Here is a 23,238-nt window from a genome sequence, read left to right on the forward strand (position 1 = left end):
TTTGCGTCCTGCGTAATGAAGTTAAGTCGGATTGCGCCACAGGGCTTGCAGACCGTCGAGCAGACCACCGCGCCAGCATAGCGCATCGTGGCCGCCCTCCACCGACAGGTAATTTACCTGATAGCCGGCAGCGGTAAGTTTTTGTTCTAATTGTTGATTGGCTTGCAGAATCAGCCCTTCACGTTTGCCGGCCTCCAGCCAGAAACGCAGGGGCTTTTTCGGTGCCAGCCCGCTATCCAGCGCCTGCAACAGCCAGCCGTGCGGGTTGCCGCGCTCAGGCCACCAGAATGACCCGGAAAGGCTCAGCGCGTTGCCAAAGGTGTCAGGGAAATGCAGCGCGGCAAACACCGATGCCAGCCCGCCGAAACTTTGTCCGGCCACCAGCGTGCTGTCTGCCTGCTGGCGATAAGGTGCCCATTGCGCCACCTGCGGCAGTAGTTCTTGTTGCACAGCCTGCCAGAATTGCGGGTTGCAGGGCAGTTCGCGGCTACGGTGTTCACGATCAATGATGTCGATAAACAGATAGACCGCAGGTGGGAGTTTCCCTGCGTCAGTAAGTTGCTGCAATGGTCCGGCGATCGGCATTTGGTTTGCCCAGAATTGACCATCCAGCAGGATGGCCAATGGGCGTTGCTCAGCATCGGACTCACCAGTGGCATAAATCCACACCTTGCGACTGTTGCCTAACAGCGCGCTATCCCACTGATATTGCTGTAAAGAAACCGTCGATGCGCTGCCATCATCCACGGATTGCCAAATCTGTTGATTCGGTGCCTGTGGCAAGTGCAGCGGCGAAACGCCCATGCCGCGTCCGCCCGACCAGCCACGCAGTTTGTTCAGCGGATCGGCCTTCGCCGTGGGGAATTTGTCGCGCCACCAGTTGCGCAGAGCATACATGTCGGCTTCACCGGTAAAATCGGTGGCCTGCTCATCAGGCATCAGGCAATAACTGCCGCGCCAGTTGGACGGCAGCACAGTTTGCCAGTACCACACATTGGTGCCCGTTACGCGCACCAATGACTGCGGGGGACGCTTTTGATGGTGATCGGTCACGCCGGTGATGTTGATCCATACACGTTGTGTCGCCGAGCTATTTTCGCTGCCCTGCGGATCGCGCCAGAAGAAAGTGACCAGACAGGTGCCATCCGGCTGAGGGGCGATACGTGGAATGCCTTGAGTGTGTTGCTCCTGCCACCAGGCTTCGCTACCGGTTACATCATTTCGCCAGGTCATAGGGGCTGCCAATTACTGTGTAGGGTAAGATTTACATAAGATTAATAATTAATACTATTGATAACTATTTGCATTTGCAATAGGGTGTTTCCGCTCTTAAGAGCACGCTCGTTCCGCCTGACTCTTTCCTTTCGGAAGGTTACGCAACGGATGGCACTGCCAGGTCTGGAACTGGGCGCGATAAGGACAGGGATCTTCTCACCGGCTCGCCAGTTAAGAATCCAATGGCATTTTTCGCTGGCCATCCAGGAATGAAAAAAATGACGCGTTATTCAACATTATCATTAGCTATTTTGATTGAACTGGGGCTCAGCGCCTCACTGCTCTCCGGCAGCGCCTGGGCAGCAGACACTTCCAGCAAGACGACCAGCAGCCAATCTTCACCCGACGCCGAGTCCCTAAACGGTGGCACCTTGATGGTGACTGCCCAGCAGCAAAACCTGCAGGCACCCGGCGTTTCGACCATTACCTCTGATGAAATCAAAAAACATCCGCCTGCGCGCGATGTGTCTGAGATCATCCGTACTATGCCCGGTGTTAACCTGACCGGTAACTCGACCAGCGGTCAGCGTGGCAACAACCGTCAGATCGATATTCGCGGCATGGGCCCGGAAAACACCCTGATTATGGTGGATGGCATGCCAATCACCAGCCGCAACTCAGTGCGTTTGGGCTGGCGCGGTGAGCGTGATACGCGCGGCGATACCAACTGGGTGCCACCGGAACTGATCGATCACATTGACGTCATTCGTGGCCCGGCTGCGGTGCGCTATGGTAATGGCGCAGCAGGCGGTGTGGTGAATATCATCACCAAGAAAAACACCGATCAGCAGTGGCATGGTTCGTGGAACACCTACTTAAATGCGCCGGAACACAAATCGGAAGGTTCAACTAAGCGCACTAACTTCAGCCTTGAGGGGCCGTTGGGTGACGATTTCAACTTCCGTTTGTACGGTGGTTTAGCCAAAACCCAGGCTGATGCCTACGACATTAACGATGGCCATGCTGCCGCGCGTACCGGTACGTATGCAGGCAGCTATCCATCGGGTCGTGAAGGGTCGGTGAATAAAGATATTAATGCCTTGCTGAGCTGGACGTTTGCCCCGATGCAAACCCTGGAACTGCAGGCGGGCTATAGCCGTCAGGGTAACCTGTATGCGGGTGATACCCAGAACACCAACACCAGTACGCTGGTGAAGAGCCTGTATGGCGATGAAACCAACCGTCTGTATCGTCAAAACATCTCACTGAAATGGACTGGCGCCTGGGATAACGGTGTCAGCACCAATACCTACGCGCGTTACGAGAAAACCCGCAACAGCCGTATCAACGAAGGTCTGGCGGGCGGTACAGAAGGTATCTTCTCTAACGATGGTTTTAACACCATTCAGTTAGACGATATTTTGCTGCACAGCGAAGTCAGCATTCCGTTTGAGTGGCTGATTAATCAGACGGCAACGCTGGGTACCGAATGGAACCAGCAGAGCATGAAGGACCCGTCTTCTACTACCCAGGCCGCGAGCTACGGTGACGTACCGGGCGTGTCGAATACTGGCCGCAGCCCGTATTCACAGGCAGAAATCTTCTCGCTGTTTGCCGAAGACAACATGGAGCTGACCGACAGCACCATGCTGACGCCAAGCCTGCGTTTCGATCATCACTCGATTGTGGGCAACAACTGGAGCCCGTCACTGAACCTGTCGCAAGGTTTGGGTGATGACTTCACGCTGAAGATGGGCGCTGGCCTCGCGTATAAAGCACCAAGCCTGTATCAGACCAACCCGAACTACCTGCTGTACAGCAACGGTCAGGGCTGTGCTGCCAGCACCGGCGCCTGTTATCTGCAGGGTAATCCAGACCTGAAAGCCGAGAACAGTTTCAACAAAGAGATTGGACTGGAGTGGAAACACGAAGGCTATCAGGCGGGTCTGACCTGGTTCCGTAACGATTACCGCAACAAAATTGAAGCGGGTTACGCGGCCGTCGGTAAAGCCTCTAACGGCACCACGGATATTTATAAGTGGGAAAACGTACCGAAAGCGGTAGTAGAAGGGCTAGAAGGCACGGTGAATGTGCCGTTCTCGGATAGCGTCAGCTGGAACAACAACTTCACCTACATGCTGCAGAGTAAGAACAAGGAAACCGGCGATCGCCTGTCGATCATCCCGGAATACACCCTGAACTCAACGCTGAGCTGGCAGGCAACGCAGGATCTGTCGCTGCAAACCACGCTGACCTGGTACGGCACGCAGACCCCGAAAAAGTATGACTATAAAGGCCAGCCCGTCACCGGAAGCGCAGCCGATAAAGTCAGTCCTTACTCCATTATTGGCATGAGCGGCACTTACGATGTGAATAAGTACGCCAGCGTCACCCTGGGTATCGACAACCTGTTTGATAAGCGTCACTTCCGTGAAGGTAATGCGCAAACCACCGGTAACGCCACCACTGGCGCCTATCTGTACGGTGCGGGTGCCAACACGTATAACGAGTCAGGCCGTACTTACTACATGAGCCTTAACACTCACTTCTAAAGCAGTTGATGTGGTAAATAGCAGCGGGCAATCAGCCCGCTGCTATCATTACGGTTGACCAGTTCCAGCCTGCCACGGTGCATCTGCACAATGCGCAGCACAATATTCAGACCCAATCCACTGCCACCGTAACGCTGATCGCGGCGACGGAAAGCTTGCGTCAGTTCCTCTGCCGCATCGGCCTCAATGCCCGGTCCCTGATCCCACACTTCGATGATCACCTGCTGCTTGTCCTGCTGCATTTTCACCTTAACTTCACTGCCTTCCGGGCTGTAGCGTGAGGCGTTCTCCAGCAGATTGCGCAGCATCAGGCGCAGCAACACCGCTTCACCCTGCTGCGGAATATCTTTGCTGTGCGGCCAGTGCAGCGTTTGTTTTCGCTGCTCGTACAGTTCGGCCATTTCAGGCTGCAGCGGCTGCATGATGTCCTTGAACCACAACAACTGTTGATAGTGGCCACCCGCCAGCGCCTGACCGGCGCGTGACAGCATCAGCAGTTGCTCCACGGTGTGCATCAACTGATCGATACGTTCAATCAGCATCTCACTTTGCGGCACATTCTGCTGGTGCAGCAGTTCAAGATGCAGGCGCAAACCGGCCAAAGGGGTGCGCAACTCGTGCGCCGCATCGGCGGTGAAGAGGCGTTCCTGCTGTAACGTGTGATCAAGCCGCGAAAAAAGCTGGTTGATGGAGGAGGTCACGGCAACGATTTCATCCATTTCTGAATAAACCGGCAGCGGGGTGAGATTATCGGCAGAGCGATGGGCGAGGCTGTCCTGCAGGGATCGTAATGGACGAATAATCCAGTTGATTGCCCAGAATGACAGCAACAGCGTCAGGGCGATCATCACCAGTGAAGGCAACAGCAGCGAGGCGATGGCTTCGCGGATCTCATTCTCGACGCGATCGTTTCGCGCCTGGGCAGACAGCGTTTCGTTGACCAGGAAACTGATCTGTTCGCGGCTCTCATGCCATAACCAGATGGCGCTCATCACCTGGCAGGTGAGGAGAATCAGCGCCAGCATAATCAGTAACCGCTGACGCATGCTATTCATTCGCGCACTTCCAGACGGTAGCCAACGCCGCGCACGGTTTTGATTCGATCTTTCCCGAGTTTGCGGCGCAGATTGTGGATATGAACTTCTAAGGTATTGGATCCAGGATCGTCATTCCAGCTGTAGAGATCCTGCTGCAGCGTTTCACGATGCACATTCTGCCCAACGCGCATCAACAGGCGCGTCAGCAGCGCGAACTCTTTTGGGGTGATTTCCAGTGGGCGCTCTTCCAGTAACACCTGCTGTGAACTGAGATTGAGCGTGAGATCGCCCTGTTGCAGCAGATTGTCGCTGTGGCCCTGAAAGCGGCGAATTAACGCTCGTACTCGCGCCTGTAGCTCAACCAACGCAAACGGCTTCACCAGATAATCATCAGCACCGGCATCCAGGCCATCCACGCGGTCCTCCAGCGCATCGCGCGCCGTGAGGATCAATACCGGCACGTTAATGCCTTCACGCCGCCACTGGCGCAGCAGCGTGGCACCATCACGATCCGGCAAACCAAGATCTAATACGATCAGGCTGTATTGGCCGCTGCGCAGAAACGCATTGCTTTCTGCGGCGGTGCTGGCGCAGTCAACGGCGTAACCTTGTGCGCCGAGTGCCTGAGCCAGGCCCGATTGCAACAGCGCATCATCTTCAACAATCAGCAGTTTCATCAGTTATTTTTGTTGATATCCGAGTAGAGGCGGCTTTCAAAACGTACCAGAGGAATACGCCGCGTTTTTTGGTCTTCTGGTGGTACCGCATAACCAGAAAGATACTGTACAAAGGCCACGCGTGCACCGCTGGAAGTGGTAATAAATCCAGCCAGATTATAGACGCCCTGCAACGAACCGGTTTTCGCCGACACTTTGCCATCCAGACCCGCTTCATGCAGACCGCCGCGATACTGTAATGTGCCGTCATAACCGGCCAGAGGCAGCATCGAAATATAATTCAGCGTCGAATCATTTTTCGCAATGAATTGAAGCACCTGCATCATGGTATCCGGCGCGATCAAGTCGTGGCGTGATAATCCTGAACCATCGACCTGAATGCTGTTACCCAGGTCAACGCCGGCTTTTTCACGCAGTACACGACGCACCGCATCAGAACCCGCGCGGAAGGTGCCCGGCACGTTGAAATAATGATGGCCAATGGTACGGAATACGGTGTCCGCTATCATGTTGTCGGATTTCTTCAACATGGTATGCAGCAGGTTGTGCAGCGGCGCGGATTGCGTCGAAGCCAGCACGGTACCCGGTGGGGTAACCTGCGTCTGGCGCACTAAATGACCGCTGTAATCGATATCCGCAGCACGCAACTCGGCCTTGAGGATTTCGCCCGCCCATGCGGCACCATCTTGCACCGCAAAGGCCAGCGGCAACGGTTCAGCGCGCTGACGCATACAGCCGGTCAACGTGTAACGGTTCAGCTCGCCCGGCACCACATCCAACTCACAATACTGTCCATCACCACTGTTACGGGCAAGGGTGCGCACCTGGCTAAACATGTGCGCCGGATAGTAGGAAGCGATACGCACAAAGGCGTTTTCGCCCGGCGTGGTGGCGCTATAGAGCGAAACCGAGAAGCAGTTTTTATCGACAATCGCTGCGCCCGGCGGTGCACTGAAACACTGCGTCAGGTCATTCCACGGCCAGCCGGGGGCCATATCGTGGCTGGCGAACACCGAGGTATCCACCACCAGATTGCCTTTGATATGGGTGATGCCCTGTTTTTTCAGCGCCGCGACCATATTTCGCAAATCCTGACGGCTGAGCGTTGGATCGCCACCAAAACGTGCCACCAAATCGCCGTTTAAGGTGCCATCGCTGATCGCACCTTTGGTTTCCATCGTGGTTTGAAAACGGAAATCCGGACCGAGTTCCAGCAGGGCCGCCAATGCGGTAATCACCTTCATGGTACTGGCCGGCAATGCCATCTGTTTGCCGTGATAGTCGATTATCGGGGTTGATGCGCCCACTTTTTGTACCATCAGCGCCAGGTTTGCGCCGTCTGGTAAATACTGCATGTATTCTTCAACGGGGGCTGCTTGTGCCTGCAGCATAAACGCACAGGTTAATCCGGTAACAAGTCGTGAAAATCGCATAATCTCGCGGTAACTGACGGGTGAAGGCGTCAATACTACGTCCCCGGACGGTGCAAAGTAAACGATGACCCACAGTGAACTCTGGGGTAAAATACGTATCAAAATGCAAAACCGATCCTGACCCGGAAAGCTTTCCGGGTCAGGATTCTTTTGCTTGTGAAAAGAGGTAACGCGCCGCAGAAGCTTTTTTCTGCTGTCACCGGTCAGGATGACGCCGTTAACCAGGATAGATGACGAGGAGCCAAAAAATGAATCAGATTCCGATGACGTTGAAAGGCGCTGAGAAGCTGCGTGAAGAGCTGAACGAACTGAAAACCGTGAAGCGTCCGCGCATCATCGCCTCGATCGCTGATGCCCGTGAGCACGGCGATCTGAAAGAAAATGCCGAATACCATGCAGCCCGCGAAGAGCAGGGCTTCTGTGAAGGACGTATTCAGGAAATTGAAGCCAAACTCTCTAACGCTCAAGTTATTGATATTGCGACGATGCCAAAATCGGGTCGCGTGATTTTTGGCTCAACAGTGACCGTGCTGAATGTCGATACCGATGAGGAGTTTACTTATCGCATCGTGGGTGATGACGAGGCTGACTTTAAGCAGAATCTGATTTCTGTGAACTCGCCGATGGCGCGCGGCCTGGTCGGAAAAGAAGCGGATGACACTGCCATTGTGAAAACGCCGGGCGGTGATGTGGAATATGAAGTCCTGAAGGTGGAATACCTTTAAGATATTGCTACGCTTTGAAATGCGTTGCCGCATTTTGTAAAGAAAGGAAAAAGGCCGCATCGCGGCCTTTTATCCCATGCAGGAGCATGGCACTTTCTCTGCCCGTCATAGCAAGCCGGTTGGCTTGATTAACGTGGCAGAGTAATTTTGCGCTCTTTTGCAGGGCGATACAGCACCAGCGTGTTGCCGATGACCTGTACGTTGCCAGCTTTAGTCTCGCGTACAATAGCGTCAACGATCAGCTGCTTGGTCTCACGATCTTCCGAGGCAATTTTAACCTTGATCAATTCGTGATGTTCGAGCGCTAATTCGATCTCGGCGAGCACGCCTTCAGTCAGGCCATTGCCGCCCAGCATAACCACCGGTTTCAGTGGATGGGCAAGACCTTTGAGGTGCTGTTTTTGTTTGGTACTCAGATTCATCGTATTTTTTACTTACTCAGGGATTGAAAACGGTTCATTCTACCGCCATCTCGGGTATATCGCCAAATCAACGCATCCATTGCGTACTGATTTATCGCTACGATGACGATTTATTTGGAAAAATTATGACGGGTAAAAAGCGTTCGGCCAGTTCCAGTCGCTGGCTTCAGGAACACTTTAGCGATAAATATGTGCTGCAGGCACAGAAAAAGGGGTTGCGTTCGCGCGCCTGGTTTAAACTTGATGAAATTCAGCAGGGTGACAAGCTTTTCAAACCCGGCATGACAGTGGTAGATCTGGGTGCTGCACCCGGTGGTTGGTCGCAATATGCGGTACAACAGATTGGCGCGAATGGCCGTATTATTGCCTGCGATCTGCTGCCCATGGACCCGATAGTCGGGGTCGATTTTTTGCAGGGCGATTTTCGTGAAGAGGCGGTGCTAAACGCATTGCTGGAGCGCGTAGGTGATAAAAAAGTGCATGTTGTGATGTCTGATATGGCACCAAACATGAGCGGTACACCTGAGGTTGATATTCCGCGATCGATGTATTTGGTAGAGTTGGCGCTGGAGATGTGTCGAGATATTCTGGCACCTGGCGGCAGTTTTGTAGTGAAAGTGTTTCAGGGAGATGGCTTCGAGGAATACCTGCGGGAAATTCGCTCCCTATTTACGAAAGTGAAAATTCGTAAGCCAGACGCTTCTCGTTTACGTTCACGTGAAGTGTATATTGTGGCGACAGGGCGCAAACTATAGCCCTCGGCACTGGAATCAAAGCAAGGCGAACTGCGTTTACTCTGATGTGTCATTCTGATTTTCAGTGAAAAGCAGCAAAATCATCAGCGTCGCGATTCCAGGTCCGAAGGATATATAGTACCCTACGCTGTCTGTTAACACCGTTGTAATATGAGGTTAATCCCTTGAGTGACATGGCGAAAAACCTGATTCTCTGGTTAGTCATCGCGGTCGTGCTGATGTCTGTCTTCCAGAGCTTTGGGCCCAGCGAGTCGAATGGCCGTAGGGTTGATTACTCAACCTTCCTGTCAGAAGTGAACCAGGATCAGGTCCGCGAGGCACGTATTAACGGGCGTGAGATTAACGTTGTCAAAAAAGACAGTAATAAATACACCACTTACATTCCTGTCAACGACCCTAAGCTGCTTGATAACCTCTTGACTAAAAACGTCAAAGTGGTTGGCGAACCACCAGAAGAACCAAGCCTGCTGGCTTCGATCTTTATCTCCTGGTTCCCAATGCTGCTGTTGATTGGCGTATGGATCTTCTTTATGCGTCAGATGCAAGGCGGCGGCGGCAAGGGCGCGATGTCCTTTGGCAAAAGCAAAGCCCGTATGCTGACGGAAGACCAGATCAAAACCACCTTTGCTGACGTCGCTGGCTGTGATGAAGCGAAAGATGAAGTGGCTGAGCTGGTTGAATATCTGCGTGAGCCAAGCCGCTTCCAAAAACTGGGTGGTAAGATTCCGAAAGGCGTCCTGATGGTCGGCCCTCCGGGTACCGGTAAAACCTTGCTGGCTAAAGCGATTGCTGGCGAAGCGAAAGTGCCGTTCTTTACTATCTCGGGTTCTGACTTCGTAGAAATGTTCGTGGGTGTCGGTGCATCTCGTGTGCGTGACATGTTCGAGCAGGCGAAGAAAGCCGCGCCGTGCATCATCTTTATCGATGAAATCGATGCTGTCGGTCGTCAGCGTGGTGCCGGTTTAGGTGGTGGTCACGATGAACGTGAGCAGACGCTGAACCAGATGCTGGTAGAGATGGATGGCTTCGAAGGTAATGAAGGTATCATCGTTATCGCGGCAACTAACCGTCCAGACGTGCTTGACCCTGCGCTGCTGCGTCCAGGTCGTTTTGACCGTCAGGTTGTGGTTGGCCTGCCAGACGTTCGCGGTCGTGAACAGATTCTAAAAGTGCATATGCGTCGTGTGCCATTGGCCACCGATATTGACGCGGCAATCATCGCTCGTGGTACACCAGGCTTCTCCGGTGCTGACCTCGCGAACCTTGTCAACGAAGCGGCACTGTTTGCGGCTCGTGGCAACAAGCGTGTGGTCTCAATGGTTGAGTTCGAGAAAGCGAAAGACAAAATCATGATGGGTGCAGAACGCCGCTCCATGGTGATGACGGAAGCGCAGAAAGAATCGACCGCTTATCACGAAGCAGGCCATGCGATTATTGGTCGTCTGGTGCCGGAGCATGACCCGGTTCACAAAGTGACGATTATTCCTCGCGGACGTGCGCTGGGTGTGACTTTCTTCCTGCCTGAAGGCGACGCGATCAGCGCCAGCCGTCAGAAACTGGAAAGCCAGATTTCAACTCTGTACGGCGGTCGTCTGGCAGAAGAGATCATTTACGGTGCGGAACGTGTTTCTACCGGTGCTTCCAACGACATCAAAGTGGCCACTAACCTGGCGCGCAACATGGTGACGCAGTGGGGCTTCAACGAAAAACTCGGTCCGTTGCTGTATGCAGAAGAAGAAGGCGAAGTGTTCCTCGGCCGCTCTGTGGCGAAGGCAAAACACATGTCTGATGAAACTGCTCGCATCATCGACCAGGAAGTTAAACACCTGATCGACAGCAACTACCAGCGTGCTCGTGTGTTGCTGGGTGAGAATATGGACATCCTTCACGCGATGAAAGACGCGCTGATGAAGTATGAAACCATCGATGCGCCGCAAATTGATGACTTGATGGCTCGCCGTGAAGTGCGTCCACCTGCGGGCTGGGATGATTCTGGCAACAGCAGCTCATCTGATAACAACGGTACGCCAAAGGCGCCACGTCCGGTTGATGAACCGCGTACGCCAAATCCTGGCAATACCATGTCAGAGCAGCTCGACAAATAAGAGGCCACAAACCTCAGCAAAAACCCCGGCCGTCCGGGGTTTTTTACATTTAGTGATAGTGTGATTTTCCAGGAGACCCCGCCATGAAGTTGTTCGCCCGCGATTCCCACCTCGATCTGTCGTTCCCCCATGTGATGGGTATTTTGAACGTCACCCCGGATTCTTTCTCTGATGGCGGATCACACAACACGCTGGTGAATGCGCTGACCCACACCAATGAGATGGTGAACGCTGGCGCAACGATCATCGACGTGGGCGGCGAATCGACGCGTCCCGGCGCGGATGAAGTGAGCGTGGACGAAGAGCTGGCGCGCGTGATTCCCGTCGTGGGAGCGATTGCTCAGCGTTTTGAAGTGTGGATTTCGGTGGATACTTCCAAGCCAGAGGTGATCCGTGAATCGGCGCGAGTGGGTGCCCACATTATTAATGATATTCGCTCGCTCTCGGAACCTGGCGCATTGGCCGCGGCTGCCGAAACCGGACTCCCCGTTTGTCTGATGCATATGCAAGGCGAGCCACGCACAATGCAGCAGGCACCTGAATACGCCGATATTGTGAGCGAAGTGGACGCTTACTTTCGAGCGCAAATTGCCCGGTGTGAAGCGGCGGGCATCAAAAAAGACAATCTGCTGCTCGACCCTGGCTTCGGTTTCGGTAAGAATCTCAACCACAATTATCAACTGCTGGCTGAACTCAGCCATTTCCACCATTTCGGCTTGCCGCTGCTGGTAGGGATGTCGCGTAAGTCGATGATTGGCCAGCTGTTAAACGTCGGTCCAGCACAGCGCCTGACTGGCAGCCTAAGCTGTGCGGTCATTGCCGCTATGCAGGGGGCACAAATTATTCGCGTGCATGATGTGAAAGAAACTGTCGAAGCGATGCGCGTTGTCGAAGCGACGCGAAGAGCAAAAGGATAAAGACATGAGTAATCGTAAATATTTCGGTACAGATGGCATTCGTGGCAAAGTCGGTGAAGCGCCGATCACGCCTGATTTCGTCCTCAAGCTGGGTTTTGCCGCCGGGAAAGTGCTGGCGCGTTCTGGCTCGCGCAAAGTGTTAATTGGCAAAGATACGCGTATTTCTGGCTATATGCTGGAATCTGCACTGGAAGCCGGTCTCGCGGCGGCTGGTTTGTCGGCGGCCTTTACCGGTCCGATGCCGACACCGGCCATTGCTTACCTGACGCGTACCTTCCGTGCAGAAGCCGGCATCGTTATTTCTGCATCACACAATCCTTTTGATGATAACGGCATTAAATTCTTCTCAGCCGAAGGCACCAAATTACCGGATGAAGTGGAAGAGGCGATTGAGCTGGAGCTGGAGAAGCCGCTGACCTGTGTAGAGTCTGCTGAGCTGGGCCGCGCCAGTCGTATCGTTGATGCGGCGGGCCGCTACATCGAGTTTTGCAAAGGTACGTTCCCCGGTGAACTCAGCCTCAACAGTTTGAAGATTGTGGTGGATTGCGCCAATGGCGCCACTTATCACATCGCACCTAACGTGCTGCGCGAACTGGGCGCAAAAGTGATTGCTATCGGCGTGCAGCCCGATGGCATGAACATCAATAAAGAGTGTGGCGCTACCGACCTGCGGATGTTGCAGCAGCGCGTGCTGGATGAGAAAGCCGACCTCGGCCTGGCCTATGACGGAGATGGCGACCGCATCATGATGGTCGATCATTTAGGGCAGAAGGTCGATGGCGATCAGATTCTCTATATCATTGCGCGTGAAGCGTTACGTCAGGGACAACTGCGCGGTGGCGTGGTGGGGACGTTGATGAGCAACATGGGGCTTGAGCTGGCGCTTAAGCAGCTGGGGATCCCGTTTACCCGCGCGAAAGTGGGTGACCGCTACGTACTGGAAAAAATGCAGGAGAAGGGCTGGCGTCTGGGCGCTGAAAACTCCGGCCATGTGATTTTGCTGGATAAAATCAGCACTGGCGACGGTATCGTAGCCAGTTTGCAAGTGCTTACTGCCGTCGTACGTAATCACATGAGCCTGCATGATCTGTGCAGCGGCATGAAAATGTTGCCGCAGATTTTGGTCAATGTTCGTTTCACGGGCAGCCATGATCCCCTTGAGAGTGACAGCGTGAAAGCCGTCAGCGCAGAAGTGGAGAAAACCCTGGCAGGACGTGGGCGCGTGCTGCTGCGTAAGTCCGGTACCGAACCGCTGATTCGCGTGATGGTAGAAGGCGAAGACGAGGCTTTAGTGACCGAGTTGGCGCATAAAATTGCCGATGCGGTAAAAGCGGTTTAAAACCGTTATCAGGCGGCAAGATCTCAACTTTCCGCCTGATAAATCACCACCCTGGCGCTTTTTTCCGCAATCAATAAAGTTGGTGAAAATTGCGCTTGCAGAGGTATGCACCATTGGTTAGTATTCACACCCGCTTCTGATGGGTGATGACGATACTCCCCGTCAATACTGGTGAAGCTTTAACTGTGCGGATACGCGCAAGGAAACAGGTTGATTATGTACGAAGCTCTGTTAGTTGTTTTCCTTATTGTTGCGATTGGCCTCGTGGGTCTGATCATGCTTCAGCAAGGCAAAGGCGCTGATATGGGAGCCTCATTCGGTGCAGGCGCCTCTGGTACACTGTTCGGTTCAAACGGGTCTGGTAACTTCATGACGCGTATGACTGCAGTACTGGCGACCCTGTTCTTCATTATCAGCTTGATTCTGGGCAATCTGAACACGAACAAGTCTTCTAAAGGAAGCGAGTGGGAAAACCTCACTGCGCCAGCTCAGTCTGAACAGCAGACTCAGCCAGCTAAACCGGCAACCCCGGGCAATGATATCCCGCAGTAACATCGTCAATGCTTTAGCGACAAAACAACGTCGCAGTCAGTGCAGTACCGAGGTGGTGAAATTGGTAGACACGCTACCTTGAGGTGGTAGTGCTCGAAAGGGCTTACGGGTTCAAGTCCCGTCCTCGGTACCAAATCTCAGTAAAACTTGCTATTTTAGCAAGGTCGGCGTATTATTCGCCACGTTTTCGGACGCGGGGTGGAGCAGCCTGGTAGCTCGTCGGGCTCATAACCCGAAGGTCGTCGGTTCAAATCCGGCCCCCGCAACCACTTTCCCTTAGAGTTCTTTTTCAAATATACTGTATGCATCGACGGACGCATCCTCAGTAGTTTTTGAAAAAATTCTTTTGGATTGTGTGCCGAAGCCGCTATGCGGCGTACAGGGTCCAGTCACAAAAAGCCCCGAATTTTCGGGGTTTTTTGTTATCAGGAATCGCAATACTGGGCTATAGGCCCTTTTTTATGTCTTGGGGGTGGGCTTGTCCACATTAGAGCAAAAATTGACTGATTTGATCACCGCTCCGGTAGAAGCGCTTGGCTACGAATTAGTCGGTATCGAATTCGTTCGCGGTCGCACATCGACTTTGCGCATCTATATTGATAGTGAGAATGGTATCAATGTTGATGATTGTGCCGATGTGAGCCACCAGGTCAGCGCGGTAATGGATGTGGAAGATCCCATTACGGTGGCTTACAACCTTGAAGTCTCCTCGCCAGGTCTTGAGCGTCCTCTTTTCACTGCTGAACACTATGCACGTTTCGCCGGTGATGAGGTAAGCCTGACACTGCGCATGGCCGTACAGAACCGCCGTAAATGGCAGGGGATCATCAAGTCCGTGGAAGGTGAGATGATCACGGTAACCGTTGAGGGTAACGATGAGGTGTTCGCGCTGAGTAATATTCAGAAAGCGAACCTGGTCCCCCACTTTTAAAAGTCCGGATTGAGGCTAACCAGGATGAACAAAGAGATCTTAGCTGTAGTAGAAGCCGTTTCTAACGAAAAAGCCCTGCCGCGTGAGAAAATCTTCGAGGCGCTGGAGAGCGCTTTGGCCACTGCGACTAAAAAGAAGTATGAGCAAGAGATCGAAGTGCGCGTCAGCATTGACCGTCGCAGCGGCGATTTCGATACTTTCCGTCGCTGGGTGATTGTGGACGAAGTGACACAGCCAACTCGCGAGATCACGCTGGATGCGGCCCGCTTTGAAGACGAAGCGTTCAATCTGGGCGAATACGTTGAAGATCAGATTGAATCTGTCACCTTCGACCGTATCACCACCCAAACCGCGAAGCAGGTTATCGTGCAGAAAGTGCGTGAAGCTGAACGCGCAATGGTGGTTGATCAGTTCCGTCAACACGAAGGTGAGATCATCACCGGCGTGGTGAAGAAAGTGAACCGCGACAGTATTTCACTGGACCTCGGCAGCAATGCTGAAGCCGTGATTGGTCGTGAAGATATGCTGCCACGTGAAAACTTCCGCCCAGGCGATCGTATTCGCGGCGTGCTGTATGCCGTGCGTCCGGAAGCGCGTGGTGCGCAGCTGTTTGTCACCCGTTCTAAGCCAGAAATGCTGATCGAACTGTTCCGCATTGAGGTTCCAGAAATCGGTGAAGAAGTTATCGAGATCAAAGCGGCAGCGCGCGATCCGGGTTCACGTGCAAAAATCGCCGTGAAAACCAACGATAAACGCATCGATCCTGTTGGCGCGTGCGTCGGTATGCGCGGTGCGCGCGTACAGGCAGTTTCAAGCGAACTGGGTGGCGAGCGTATCGATATCGTGCTGTGGGACGATAACCCCGCGCAATTCGTCATTAACGCCATGGCACCAGCCGATGTGGCGTCAATCGTGGTTGATGAAGATAATCACACCATGGATATCGCTGTTGAAGCCGGCAATCTGGCTCAGGCGATCGGCCGTAACGGCCAAAACGTGCGTCTGGCTTCCCAACTGAGCGGTTGGGAACTGAACGTGATGACCGTCGATGATCTGCAGGCTAAGCATCAGGCTGAAGCCCACGCAGCGATCGATATGTTCACCAAACATCTCGAAATCGATGAAGAGTTCGCCACCGTTCTGGTGGAAGAGGGCTTCTCTTCGCTGGAAGAATTGGCTTACGTGCCAATCAACGAGCTGCTGGAAATCGACGGCCTCGACGAAGAGACCATTGAAGCCCTGCGTGAACGAGCAAAAAATGCGTTGACCACCCTGGCATTAGCGAAAGAAGAGAGCCTTGGTAATCAGGAGCCCGCTGAGGATCTTCTGAATCTTGAGGGCTTGGATCGTGCGCTGGCGTATCGCCTGGCGTCAAAAGGCGTTTGCACGCTGGAAGATCTCGCTGAGCAAGGTGTTGACGATCTGACAGATATTGAAGGGCTGGATGATGAGAAGGCCGGTGCGCTGATTATGGCTGCACGTAATATCTGCTGGTTCGGCGATGACGCGTAATAACAGGAAGGAACAGCATGACAGATGTAACCGTAAAATCGCTGGCCGCCGAAATTCAGACTCCGGTCGATCGCCTGGTACAGCAATTTGCTGATGCAGGGATCCCCAAGTCTGAAAACGATGCGGTGTCCCAGCAAGAGAAAGAAACCTTACTGTCCCACCTGAATCGTGAGCACGGTCAGACCGGTTCAAGTAAACTGACTTTGCAGCGCAAAACGCGCAGCACCTTGAATATTCCCGTCACCGGGGGTAAAAGTAAGTCGGTGCAAATCGAAGTCCGCAAAAAGCGCACATACGTGAAAGGTGATGCAGAGTCTGAGCAAGCTCAGGCAGAAGCTGAAGCTGAGGCGCAGCGTGAAGCGGAAGAGCAGGCGCGTCGCGAGGCGGAAGAACAAGCCCGTCGCGAAGCTGAACAAAAAGCGCAACGTGAAGCCGAAGATAAAGCCAAGCGCGAAGCCGCTGAAAAGGCCAAACGTGAAGCAGCGGAAAATGACAAAGTGACAAATCAACCTACCGACGAAGTAACCAAGGCTGCGCAGTCTGATAAAGCCCGTCGTGAAGCCGAAGCGGCTGAACTGAAACGCAAATCAGAAGAAGAAGCGCGCCGTAAGCTAGAAGAAGATGCCCGCCGCGTAGCAGAAGAATCTAAGCGCCTGGCTGAAGAGAAAGCCGTTGAATGGGCAAAACCTGAGGAAGAAGATAAGGGCGACTATCACGTCACCACTTCAACTCATGCCCGTCAGGCCGAAGACGAGAACGATCGTCAAGTCGAAGCGGGACGTGCACGTGCGCGCACCACGAAGGCTGCTCGCCCGGTGAAGAAAGGCAACAAGCATTCTGAAGCGAAAACCGACCGCGAAGAAGCACGTGCGCAAGTACGTGGCGGTAAAGGTGGCAAACATCGTAAGCCAAGCACCCTGCAGCAAGGCTTCAACAAGCCTGTTCAGGCTGTAAACCGCGATGTTGTCATCGGTGAAACCATCACCGTGGCTGAACTGGCCAACAAGATGGCGATCAAAGGTTCTTTGGTCATCAAAGCGATGATGAAGATGGGCGCGATGGCGACCATCAACCAGGTTATCGACCAGGAAACTGCTCAGATGGTCGCGGAAGAAATGGGTCACAAAGTGATCCTGCGCCGTGAGAATGAGCTGGAAGAGGCGGTAATGGACGATCGTGACACTGATGCTGCGCAGGAAGCTCGCGCGCCAGTGGTGACCATTATGGGCCACGTCGACCACGGTAAAACCTCTCTGCTGGATTACATCCGCTCAACCAAAGTCGCTTCAGGCGAGGCTGGCGGTATTACACAGCATATTGGTGCTTACCACGTTGAGACCGACAACGGGATGATTACCTTCCTGGATACCCCGGGCCACGCCGCGTTTACCGCGATGCGTGCACGTGGTGCACAGGCAACGGATATCGTTATCCTGGTTGTTGCTGCAGATGATGGCGTGATGCCTCAGACCATCGAAGCTATCCAGCACGCGAAAGCAGCCGGTGTGCCAGTGGTTGTAGCGGTCAACAAAGTTGATAAGCCTGATGCCGATCCAGATCGTGTTAAGAACGAACTGACTCAATACGGAATTCTTCCGGAAGAGTGGGGCGGCGAAAACATGTTCGTTAACGTCTCTGCGAAAGCGGGTACCGGTATCGATGACCTGTTGAACGCGATTCTGCTGCAAGCAGAAGTGCTGGAACTCTCCGCTATCCGTGAAGGTATGGCGAGCGGCGTGGTTATCGAATCGTTCCTCGACAAAGGTCGTGGTCCGGTTGCTACCGTGCTGGTGCGTGAAGGTACGCTGAACAAAGGCGATATCGTGCTGTGCGGCTTCGAATACGGCCGTGTCCGTGCGATGCGTGACGAACTGGGTCGTGAAGTGCTGGAAGCGGGTCCATCCATTCCAGTGGAAATCCTCGGTCTGTCTGGTGTGCCAGCAGCGGGTGATGAAGCGACAGTCGTACGTGACGAGAAGAAAGCGCGTGAAGTTGCACTGTATCGTCAGGGCAAATTCCGTGAAGTGAAGCTGGCGCGTCAGCAGAAGTCGAAGTTGGAGAACATGTTCGCCAACATGACCGAAGGCGAAGTGTCCGAGCTGAACATCGTGCTGAAGTCCGACGTACAGGGTTCTGTCGAAGCGATCTCCGATTCTCTGCTGAAACTCTCTACCGACGAAGTGAAGGTGAGAATTATCGGTTCGGGCGTGGGCGGTATCACTGAAACCGACGCCACCCTGGCTGCAGCGTCTAACGCAATCATCCTCGGCTTCAACGTCCGTGCTGATGCTTCTGCGCGTCGCGTGATTGACGCTGAAAGCGTTGACCTGCGTTACTACTCCGTCATCTATAATCTGATCGACGAAGTGAAAGCGGCGATGAGCGGTATGTTGGCGCCTGAGTTCAAACAGCAGATTATTGGTCTGGCCGAAGTCCGTGACGTATTTAAGTCACCGAAATTTGGCGCCATTGCCGGCTGTATGGTTACCGAAGGCAACATCAAACGTCACAACCCGATTCGCGTACTGCGCGACAACGTGGTGATTTACGAAGGCGAGCTGGAATCTCTGCGTCGCTTTAAAGACGATGTCAACGAAGTGCGTAATGGCATGGAGTGTGGTATCGGCGTGAAGAACTACAATGATGTTCGCGTTGGCGATATGATCGAAGTCTTCGAAATCATTGAAATTAAACGCACCATCGATTGATCATCATTTGATGTGTTGCAATTTGGGAGGCCTATGGCCTCCCGAATTATTTGGGAGAAAGACAAATGGCAAAAGAATTTGGCCGCCCACAGCGCGTATCTCAGGAACTGCAAAAAGAAATCGCAATTATCCTGCAGCGCGAAATCAAAGATCCACGTCTGGGTATGATGGTGACCGTTTCCGGTGTTGAAGTGTCCCGCGACCTGGCGTATGCCAAAGTCTTCGTGACTTTTCTAAACGACAAAGACGAAGAAGCGGTAAAAAATGGCCTGAAAGCGCTGAAAGAAGCGTCTGGCTATATCCGCATCCTGGTAGGCAAAGCGATGCGCCTGCGCATTGTGCCAGAACTGACCTTCTTCTATGACAACTCGCTGGTCGAAGGCATGCGCATGTCGAACCTGGTCAGCAATGTGATCAAAAGCGATGTCGAGCGTCGTGGCGATAGCCCGGCGGAAGATGACAAGGAGGACTGATGAGTCGTCCTCGTCGTCGTGGTCGCGATATCCACGGTGTGTTTTTGCTGGATAAGCATCAGGGCGCATCCTCGAACGATGTTCTGCAGAAAGTGAAGCGGCTGTTTCATGCTAATAAAGCGGGCCATACAGGCGCACTTGATCCTTTGGCAACAGGCATGCTGCCGATTTGTCTGGGTGAAGCGACTAAGTTCTCGCAGTTCCTGCTCGACTCGGATAAACGCTATCGCGTGATTGCACGCCTCGGTGAGCGAACCGATACCTCTGATGCGGATGGCAATATTGTCGAAACGCGTCCGGTGACCTTCGATCAGGCCGCGCTGGATGAGACGCTGGAGAGCTTTCGTGGTGACACCTTACAGGTGCCAACCATGTTTTCCGCGCTGAAATATCAGGGCCGCAAGCTGTATGAATACGCGCGTGAAGGCATTACGGTGCCACGTGAAGCGCGTCCGATTACGGTGTTTGAGCTGCAGTTTATTCGCTGGGAAGGCGATGAGCTTGAGCTGGAAATCCACGTTTCCAAAGGCACCTACATTCGCACCATTATTGATGATATTGGTGAAAAACTGGGCTGTGGTGCGCATGTCATCATGCTGCGTCGTTTGCAGGTGGCGAAATATCCCATCGAACGCATGGTGACGTTTGAGCAGTTGCAGGCGATGGCGGCAGAAGCTAACGCATCAGAAACGCCAGATTACCGTGCAATGGATGCGCTGCTGTTGCCAATGGACAGCCCGGCCGAGGAATTCCCGATTGTGAATTTGTTGCCTGCCGTGGCCGCCTATTTCAAACAGGGCATGCCCGTTCAGGCGGCAAATGTGCCAGCTCAGGGATTGGTTCGCGTCACTGAAGGTGACGAGCACAAATTTATCGGTATGGCTGAAATCGCTGAGGATGGGCGCGTAGCGCCGCGTCGTCTGGTGGTAGAGTTCCCCGCCTAATCAAGACACTCACGTTTGACCTTACGGCGCATTTGCGTTGCTATCGGGCGAAGAGTAGAATAGCGCGGCTTTTAAAGCGGGCTGCTGAATTAGAGATCGGCACCCATACATTCATTTTTTATCTGGAGTTTATTATGTCTCTAAGCGTAGAAGCTAAAGCAGAGATCGTTGCTAAATACGGTCGTGGTACCAATGACAGCGGTTCAACTGAAGTTCAGGTTGCTCTGCTGACTGCTCAGATTAACCACCTGCAGGGTCACTTCTCTGAGCACAAAAAGATCACCACAGCCGTCGCGGTCTGCTGCGCATGGTATCTCAGCGTCGTAAGCTGCTGGACTACCTGAAGCGTAAAGACGTTGCTCGCTACACCAGCCTGATCGAAAGCCTGGGTCTGCGTCGCTAAGTCTGAAGAATCTGATCAACGATGTAGCGCATGCAGTATGCAGAAAACCGCATCTGACGATCAGATTTGTGCGAGTTTCGCGAAAAGGGGGCCTTTAAGGCCCCTTTTTTCGAGCAATCCGCAGCATTCCGTACCAAACTCATGTATTGTTGCTGAGAGTGATCTTTGCTTGCAGCGTTTCGCGCGGCTAATGAGAGGCTTTACCGCATGGGCGGTTGAAGATTGTCATTAGTCGCGAGGATGCAATTAAAGATCGGTAAACCCCGGCGAGCCAAAGAGCGCTCTGCCCCTCGAATTTAAGGACTTTAATTTTGCTGAACCCGATCGTACGCAAATTCCAATATGGTCAGCATACTGTCACGCTGGAAACCGGCATGATGGCGCGCCAGGCCACTGCAGCAGTAATGGCCAGCATGGACGACACCGCGGTATTCGTGACCGTTGTTGGCCAGAAAAAAACCAAACCAAATCAAGATTTCTTCCCGCTGACGGTTAACTATCAGGAGCGTACTTACGCTGCTGGTCGTATCCCGGGTAGCTTCTTCCGTCGTGAAGGCCGTCCAAGCGAAGGCGAAACCCTGATTTCTCGTCTGATTGACCGTCCAGTGCGTCCACTGTTCCCGGAAGGTTTCATTAACGAAGTGCAGGTTATCGCTACTGTCGTTTCTGTTAACCCACAGGTTAACCCAGACATCGTTGCCATGATTGGTGCATCTGCAGCCCTGGCGCTGTCAGGCCTGCCATTCAACGGTCCAATCGGTGCTGCTCGTGTAGGTTATATCAATGACCAGTACGTGCTGAACCCAACTTCTGATGAGCTGAAAACCTCACGTCTGGACCTGGTCGTTGCGGGTACGCAGAACGCGGTTCTGATGGTTGAATCAGAAGCAGAAGTACTGACCGAAGACCAGATGCTGGGCGCGGTAGTATTCGGCCACGATCAGCAGCAGATTGTTATCGAAAACATCAACTCACTGGTTGCTGAAGCTGGCAAACCACGTTGGGATTGGCAGCCAGAACCTGCTAACGATGCGCTGATTGCACGCGTATCTGCACTGGCAGAAGCCGGTATCGCTGATGCTTACCGTATCACTGATAAGCAAGAGCGTTACACGCAGGTTGGCGTCGTTAAAGATGCGACCATTGCTGCACTGAAAGCAGAAGACGAAACGCTGGATGCTGGCGAAATCGCTGACATCGTTCACGATCTTGAGAAGAGTGTTGTACGTAGCCGTATCATTCGTGGTGAGCCACGTATCGATGGCCGCGAAAAAGACATGATCCGTGGTCTGGATGTGCGTACTGGCGTGCTGCCACGTACTCACGGCTCTTCTTTGTTCACCCGTGGTGAAACGCAGGCACTGGTTACCGCAACACTGGGTACCGCACGTGACGCGCAGAACCTGGATGAGCTGATGGGCGAGCGTACTGATAGCTTCCTGTTCCACTACAACTTCCCTCCATACTCAGTGGGCGAAACCGGTATGGTTGGCTCACCGAAGCGTCGTGAGATTGGTCACGGTCGTTTGGCGAAGCGCGGTGTGTTGGCAGTGATGCCTAAGCAGGAAGATTTCCCGTACACCATTCGTGTGGTGTCAGAAATCACTGAATCAAACGGTTCTTCTTCTATGGCTTCCGTGTGTGGTGCTTCTCTGGCACTGATGGATGCAGGCGTACCGATCAAGGCAGCTGTTGCGGGTATCGCAATGGGCCTGGTGAAAGAAGACGAAAACTTCGTGGTTCTGTCTGACATTCTGGGCGATGAAGATCACCTGGGCGATATGGACTTCAAAGTGGCGGGTAGCCGCGACGGTATCACTGCCCTGCAGATGGATATCAAAATTGAAGGTATCACCCGTGAGATCATGCAGGTTGCACTGAATCAGGCTAAGGGCGCGCGTCTGCACATCCTGAGCGTGATGGAGCAGGCAATCAGCACCCCACGTCAGGAAATCTCTGAGTTCGCACCACGTATCTATACCATCAAGATCAGCTCAGACAAGATCAAAGATGTTATCGGTAAAGGCGGTTCTGTAATCCGTGCGCTGACTGAAGAAACCGGCACCACCATCGAAATCGAAGATGATGGCACCGTGAAGATCGCAGCAACCGATGGCAACAAAGCGAAAGAAGCGATTCGTCGTATCGAAGAGATCACCGCTGAAATCGAAGTGGGCCGTATCTACTCTGGTAAAGTGACGCGTATCGTTGATTTCGGTGCCTTCGTGGCAATCGGCGGCGGTAAAGAAGGTCTGGTCCATATTTCTCAGATCGCTGACAAGCGTGTTGAGAAAGTGACAGATTACCTGCAGATGGGTCAGGAAGTTCCAGTGAAAGTTATGGAAGTGGACCGTCAGGGCCGCGTACGCCTGAGCATCAAAGAAGCGACAGAGCAGAAACCAGCAGAAGAAACTACCGCTGCAACGAATGCATCTGACGCCGAGTAAGCGTTTACTGATTGGCCTCTCCCTGCTTTTCGGGGAGAGGTGTTTGGATCATCGCGAGGGCGGGAATCCTTGTGCACAGCAGGCGGATGAC

18 protein-coding genes, 2 tRNA genes and 1 pseudogene are annotated in these 23,238 nt (G+C 53.4%); 16 read left to right on the forward strand and 5 right to left on the reverse strand.

Going from position 1 to position 23,238, the window contains the following annotated elements; translation table 11 throughout:
* Window positions 1–21: 21 nt before the first annotated feature.
* Window positions 22–1,233 carry an enterochelin esterase gene (gene fes, locus HA45_RS07720; RefSeq protein WP_100704428.1) on the reverse strand — a complete coding sequence of 404 codons (1,212 nt, stop codon included), beginning with the start codon at window positions 1,231–1,233 and terminating at the stop codon, window positions 22–24.
* A 260-nt stretch (window positions 1,234–1,493) separates the two neighbouring features.
* On the opposite strand from fes, the gene HA45_RS07725 reads away from it, so the two are divergent.
* Window positions 1,494–3,767 carry a TonB-dependent siderophore receptor gene (locus HA45_RS07725; protein WP_100704429.1) on the forward strand — a complete coding sequence of 758 codons (2,274 nt, stop codon included), beginning with the start codon at window positions 1,494–1,496 and terminating at the stop codon, window positions 3,765–3,767.
* Here the strand turns inward: HA45_RS07725 and pmrB are convergent.
* The 3 genes from pmrB to dacB are packed head-to-tail and all read right to left on the reverse strand — an operon-like array spanning window position 3,764 to window position 6,914.
* Window positions 3,764–4,822: a two-component system sensor histidine kinase PmrB gene (gene pmrB, locus HA45_RS07730; protein WP_100704430.1), complete on the reverse strand. Its 1,059-nt coding sequence runs from the start codon at window positions 4,820–4,822 to the stop codon at window positions 3,764–3,766. The two genes, HA45_RS07725 and pmrB, sit on opposite strands and share 4 nt — an antisense overlap.
* A complete protein-coding gene (pmrA, locus tag HA45_RS07735; protein WP_100704431.1) occupies window positions 4,819–5,481 on the reverse strand; it encodes a two-component system response regulator PmrA in 663 nt (220 codons plus the stop codon). Before pmrA ends, pmrB begins: the two co-directional genes overlap by 4 nt.
* Complete coding sequence (gene dacB, locus HA45_RS07740) at window positions 5,481–6,914, reverse strand: serine-type D-Ala-D-Ala carboxypeptidase (protein WP_100704684.1); 1,434 nt, start codon at window positions 6,912–6,914, stop codon at window positions 5,481–5,483. Before dacB ends, pmrA begins: the two co-directional genes overlap by 1 nt.
* A 248-nt stretch (window positions 6,915–7,162) precedes the next feature.
* Here dacB and greA point away from each other — a divergent pair, with 248 nt between their 5' ends.
* A complete protein-coding gene (gene greA, locus HA45_RS07745) occupies window positions 7,163–7,639 on the forward strand; it encodes a transcription elongation factor GreA (RefSeq protein ID WP_100704432.1) in 477 nt (158 codons plus the stop codon).
* 128 nt (window positions 7,640–7,767) lie between these two features.
* Here greA and yhbY read toward each other — a convergent pair whose 3' ends face one another.
* Window positions 7,768–8,061, reverse strand: coding sequence for a ribosome assembly RNA-binding protein YhbY (yhbY, locus tag HA45_RS07750; protein ID WP_007886683.1), 294 nt, complete (start codon window positions 8,059–8,061; stop codon window positions 7,768–7,770).
* Between the two features lie 125 nt (window positions 8,062–8,186).
* On the opposite strand from yhbY, the gene rlmE reads away from it, so the two are divergent.
* From rlmE to pnp, 14 genes and pseudogenes are all read left to right on the forward strand, one after another.
* Window positions 8,187–8,816, forward strand: a complete 630-nt coding sequence (rlmE, locus tag HA45_RS07755; RefSeq protein WP_100704685.1) for a 23S rRNA (uridine(2552)-2'-O)-methyltransferase RlmE — start codon at window positions 8,187–8,189, stop codon at window positions 8,814–8,816.
* Window positions 8,817–8,989: 173 nt separating this feature from the next.
* The gene (gene ftsH, locus HA45_RS07760; RefSeq protein ID WP_100704433.1) at window positions 8,990–10,921 is read left to right on the forward strand and encodes an ATP-dependent zinc metalloprotease FtsH; all 1,932 of its coding nucleotides are present in this window, start codon (window positions 8,990–8,992) and stop codon (window positions 10,919–10,921) included.
* A gap of 83 nt (window positions 10,922–11,004) precedes the next feature.
* Complete coding sequence (gene folP, locus HA45_RS07765; RefSeq protein ID WP_100704434.1) at window positions 11,005–11,838, forward strand: dihydropteroate synthase; 834 nt, start codon at window positions 11,005–11,007, stop codon at window positions 11,836–11,838.
* A 4-nt stretch (window positions 11,839–11,842) separates the two neighbouring features.
* Window positions 11,843–13,177, forward strand: coding sequence for a phosphoglucosamine mutase (gene glmM, locus HA45_RS07770; RefSeq protein WP_100704435.1), 1,335 nt, complete (start codon window positions 11,843–11,845; stop codon window positions 13,175–13,177).
* Window positions 13,178–13,393: 216 nt separating this feature from the next.
* On the forward strand, window positions 13,394–13,729 hold the full coding sequence (gene secG / locus HA45_RS07775) for a preprotein translocase subunit SecG (protein ID WP_034826531.1): 336 nt from the start codon (window positions 13,394–13,396) through the stop codon (window positions 13,727–13,729).
* 46 nt (window positions 13,730–13,775) lie between these two features.
* Window positions 13,776–13,862 (forward strand) — tRNA-Leu (locus HA45_RS07780).
* A gap of 59 nt (window positions 13,863–13,921) precedes the next feature.
* Window positions 13,922–13,998: transfer RNA gene (locus tag HA45_RS07785), tRNA-Met, on the forward strand.
* A gap of 209 nt (window positions 13,999–14,207) precedes the next feature.
* Window positions 14,208–14,660: a ribosome maturation factor RimP gene (rimP, locus tag HA45_RS07790; RefSeq protein ID WP_034826528.1), complete on the forward strand. Its 453-nt coding sequence runs from the start codon at window positions 14,208–14,210 to the stop codon at window positions 14,658–14,660.
* Window positions 14,661–14,684: 24 nt separating this feature from the next.
* Complete coding sequence (gene nusA / locus HA45_RS07795) at window positions 14,685–16,172, forward strand: transcription termination factor NusA (RefSeq protein WP_084934277.1); 1,488 nt, start codon at window positions 14,685–14,687, stop codon at window positions 16,170–16,172.
* A gap of 17 nt (window positions 16,173–16,189) precedes the next feature.
* On the forward strand, window positions 16,190–18,880 hold the full coding sequence (gene infB, locus HA45_RS07800) for a translation initiation factor IF-2 (protein ID WP_100704436.1): 2,691 nt from the start codon (window positions 16,190–16,192) through the stop codon (window positions 18,878–18,880).
* A 65-nt stretch (window positions 18,881–18,945) separates the two neighbouring features.
* On the forward strand, window positions 18,946–19,353 hold the full coding sequence (rbfA, locus tag HA45_RS07805) for a 30S ribosome-binding factor RbfA (protein WP_100704437.1): 408 nt from the start codon (window positions 18,946–18,948) through the stop codon (window positions 19,351–19,353).
* Window positions 19,353–20,297: a tRNA pseudouridine(55) synthase TruB gene (truB, locus tag HA45_RS07810; protein ID WP_100704438.1), complete on the forward strand. Its 945-nt coding sequence runs from the start codon at window positions 19,353–19,355 to the stop codon at window positions 20,295–20,297. Before rbfA ends, truB begins: the two co-directional genes overlap by 1 nt.
* Window positions 20,298–20,431: 134 nt before the next feature.
* A pseudogene (rpsO, locus tag HA45_RS07815) lies at window positions 20,432–20,700 on the forward strand (30S ribosomal protein S15).
* Window positions 20,701–21,011: 311 nt separating this feature from the next.
* The gene (gene pnp, locus HA45_RS07820; RefSeq protein ID WP_100704439.1) at window positions 21,012–23,147 is read left to right on the forward strand and encodes a polyribonucleotide nucleotidyltransferase; all 2,136 of its coding nucleotides are present in this window, start codon (window positions 21,012–21,014) and stop codon (window positions 23,145–23,147) included.
* The last annotated feature ends 91 nt before the right edge of the window (window positions 23,148–23,238 follow it).

It is taken from the genome of Pantoea rodasii (assembly GCF_002095465.1).
GTDB lineage: Bacteria > Pseudomonadota > Gammaproteobacteria > Enterobacterales > Enterobacteriaceae > Pantoea > Pantoea rodasii.

Excerpts from the sequence above, each read along its gene's own strand:
- HA45_RS07725 (WP_100704429.1), top strand. The coding sequence starts at position 1,494 with ATGACGCGTTATTCAACATTATCATTAGCTATTTTGATTGAACTGGGG.
- pmrB (WP_100704430.1), bottom strand. The coding sequence starts at position 4,822 with ATGAATAGCATGCGTCAGCGGTTACTGATTATGCTGGCGCTGATTCTC.
- folP (WP_100704434.1), top strand. The coding sequence starts at position 11,005 with ATGAAGTTGTTCGCCCGCGATTCCCACCTCGATCTGTCGTTCCCCCAT.
- rlmE (WP_100704685.1), top strand. The coding sequence starts at position 8,187 with ATGACGGGTAAAAAGCGTTCGGCCAGTTCCAGTCGCTGGCTTCAGGAA.
- dacB (WP_100704684.1), bottom strand. The coding sequence starts at position 6,914 with ATGCGATTTTCACGACTTGTTACCGGATTAACCTGTGCGTTTATGCTG.
- rbfA (WP_100704437.1), top strand. The coding sequence starts at position 18,946 with ATGGCAAAAGAATTTGGCCGCCCACAGCGCGTATCTCAGGAACTGCAA.
- truB (WP_100704438.1), top strand. The coding sequence starts at position 19,353 with ATGAGTCGTCCTCGTCGTCGTGGTCGCGATATCCACGGTGTGTTTTTG.
- infB (WP_100704436.1), top strand. The coding sequence starts at position 16,190 with ATGACAGATGTAACCGTAAAATCGCTGGCCGCCGAAATTCAGACTCCG.
- greA (WP_100704432.1), top strand. The coding sequence starts at position 7,163 with ATGAATCAGATTCCGATGACGTTGAAAGGCGCTGAGAAGCTGCGTGAA.
- nusA (WP_084934277.1), top strand. The coding sequence starts at position 14,685 with ATGAACAAAGAGATCTTAGCTGTAGTAGAAGCCGTTTCTAACGAAAAA.
- glmM (WP_100704435.1), top strand. The coding sequence starts at position 11,843 with ATGAGTAATCGTAAATATTTCGGTACAGATGGCATTCGTGGCAAAGTC.
- yhbY (WP_007886683.1), bottom strand. The coding sequence starts at position 8,061 with ATGAATCTGAGTACCAAACAAAAACAGCACCTCAAAGGTCTTGCCCAT.
- fes (WP_100704428.1), bottom strand. The coding sequence starts at position 1,233 with ATGACCTGGCGAAATGATGTAACCGGTAGCGAAGCCTGGTGGCAGGAG.
- pmrA (WP_100704431.1), bottom strand. The coding sequence starts at position 5,481 with ATGAAACTGCTGATTGTTGAAGATGATGCGCTGTTGCAATCGGGCCTG.
- ftsH (WP_100704433.1), top strand. The coding sequence starts at position 8,990 with ATGGCGAAAAACCTGATTCTCTGGTTAGTCATCGCGGTCGTGCTGATG.
- secG (WP_034826531.1), top strand. The coding sequence starts at position 13,394 with ATGTACGAAGCTCTGTTAGTTGTTTTCCTTATTGTTGCGATTGGCCTC.